The following is a 2,228-nucleotide window of genomic DNA, read 5'->3' on the forward strand; positions in this document are numbered from 1 at the left end:
CGCGCCGTCGTGCCCGCCTCGCGGAGATCCGGCAGGACCCGTTCGTGGCGATGGGCCCCGGCTACGGCATGCGCTCGCTGACCGACGCACTGTTCCGGGAGGCGGGCTTCCGGCCCCGCATCGCCTTCGAGAGCCAGGACACCCACACGGCCAGGGGACTCGTCTCGGCAGGTCTCGGCGTGAGCATCCTCCCGCCCGGCGGGCTGGCCCCCGGCCGCGACATGCCGACGCAGTCAGGCGACCTCGGCTGGGTGGAACTCGCGCTGGATTCAGGCCTTGCCTTCCGGGAGATCGGCCTGGCCTGGCGGGAACGGCGTGGGGGAGCGGACGCCGAACCGGACCCGGTGCGGCTGTTCCGGGAGCTGGTGCTCAGCGACGGCCCGGCACTCCTGGCCGGCTTCGTCCGCGGGCGCTCCGGCACCTGAGCCGGCCCGCGGCGCCTCTCTCGCCGTCGTCCGCGAGCCGGAGGCACCCTGGCGCTCGGTCAGCCCAGCAGAGCCGCCATGACCTCCGCGACGGATCCCGGCCTCGCCCGCTGCCAGCCGGTGCCTGCCCAGAGGTTGAGGCGCTCAGCGTCCCCGGCAGCGGCAGCAGCTGCACGCAGCGGAGCCGTGAGGTGGTGCACGGCGGGATAGGCCTCCGGCGCGTCGGGGTGGTCCCGCACAAACTCATTGACCAGCGCCCGGGCCGGCCGTCCGGTGAAGGCCCTTGTCAGCGCCGTTTGCGTGAAGTGCGGGCTGGCCAGCGCGTCCTTGTGCAACTTTCGGGCGCCGCTCTCTTCCGTGCGGAGGAAGGCCGTGCCCAGCTGGGCTGCCTGTGCCCCCGCGGCCTGCGCACCGACCAGGCCGGCGGCGTCCATGATCCCGCCTGCTGCCACGATGGGAAGGGCCACGGCGCCGCGCACCGACGCGATCAGCTCCGCCGTCGTGCCCTGCACCGTGCAACCGGACCCGGCGGGGCGCGGCTGGAAGGCCGCGCTGTGGCCGCCGGCGCTCCCGTGCTGCACCACCAGCGCATCCACGCCCTGTCCGGCAGCTTTCAGCGCCTCGGCAACCGTCGTCACGGTGGCGAGCACGGCGGAGCCGGCCCGCTGCAGCGCACGCACAACACCGGTACCGGGGAGCCCGAACGCAAAACTGACCAGTTCCACCGGATCGGCGAGCAGCGCTTCGACCTTGCCCTGCCAGTGGTCGTCGTCGTCGAGCCGCAGCGGCGGAACCGTAACGCCGTACCGCAGGGCATCCACACGCAGCAGGCTGCGGTAGTCCTCGAGCTGCGCCCGCACTTCCGCGGACGGCGGCAGCTGGGCGGAGTCGGGAACAAAGACATTCATGCCGAACCGTGCCCCGGAAGCGCGGGCGCTGCGTATCTCCGCCTGCATGGCCTCCACGCCCTTGTATCCCGCCGCCAGGAAGCCCAGGCCGCCGGCGTCATGCACGGCTTTCACGAAGGCCGGAGTGGAGGTCCCGCCAGCCATCGGTGCGGCGATGATGCGGGTACCAAAGATGTCGTGCGACATTGCTCACTCCTGGAAAGGATTCAGTAGGCTGTTCCGGTGACCCATTCTGACATCCCGCCGTCGGCGGACCCCGATTCCCCGGCCGCTCCCGCCACCGGCACAGTGATCGGCCTCGATATCGGCGGAACCAAGACGCGCGGCGTCCGCTTCGAGGACGGCAAAGCCGTGGCCGACGAATCAGTGGGCAGCTCCAACGTCCAGAACGTCAGCCGCGAGGAGGCGGCCCTGAACCTCGCCGGGCTCTTTGCCCGGATCGGGGGCGGGCAGGTCTCCCAGGTCTACGCGGGGGCCGGCGGCATCGATACCGACGACGACGCCGCAGCGCTCGCCGCGCTGATTGCGCCGCACGTGCCGGGCGCCCGGATCACCGTGGTCCACGACTCGAGGCTCCTGCTGGCTGCCGGCGGCGCAAGCACCGGCGTCGCCGTCATCGGCGGAACGGGCTCGGCCGCCTGGGGCAGGAACAGCCGCGGCGAGGAGGCCCGCGCCGGCGGTTGGGGCTACCTGCTTGGCGACGAAGGCAGCGGGTACTGGCTGGGCCGCGAGGCAGTGCGCCACAGCCTGCGCCGGATGAACCAGGGGCTGGAACCGGACGACCTCACGACGGCCCTGCTGGCCTCCTGCGGTGTGGATGACCCCAACAAGCTGATCGCGCTCTTCCATTCGCCGCAGACCGGGCGGCGGTACTGGGCAGAGCGGGCCCGGCTCG

Annotated in this window: 3 protein-coding genes; 2 read left to right on the plus strand and 1 reads right to left on the minus strand. The window is 72.4% G+C overall.

Features of this window, described 5'->3' with window-relative positions; all coding sequences use genetic code 11:
- Nucleotides 1-425, plus strand: a 425-nt coding sequence (locus K789_RS0120660) for a LysR substrate-binding domain-containing protein (RefSeq protein ID WP_024368410.1), incomplete at its 5' end; no start/stop codon positions are given.
- 59 nt (nucleotides 426-484) lie between these two features.
- On the opposite strand, the gene K789_RS0120665 is transcribed toward K789_RS0120660, so the two are convergent.
- Nucleotides 485-1,519: a nitronate monooxygenase gene (locus tag K789_RS0120665; RefSeq protein ID WP_024368411.1), complete on the minus strand. Its 1,035-nt coding sequence runs from the start codon at nucleotides 1,517-1,519 to the stop codon at nucleotides 485-487.
- Nucleotides 1,520-1,555: 36 nt separating this feature from the next.
- On the opposite strand from K789_RS0120665, the gene K789_RS0120670 reads away from it, so the two are divergent.
- A partial coding sequence (locus tag K789_RS0120670; RefSeq protein ID WP_024368412.1) for a BadF/BadG/BcrA/BcrD ATPase family protein occupies nucleotides 1,556-2,228 on the plus strand: 673 nt, incomplete at its 3' end.

The organism is Arthrobacter sp. TB 26 (assembly GCF_000427315.1).
Classification (GTDB): domain Bacteria; phylum Actinomycetota; class Actinomycetes; order Actinomycetales; family Micrococcaceae; genus Arthrobacter.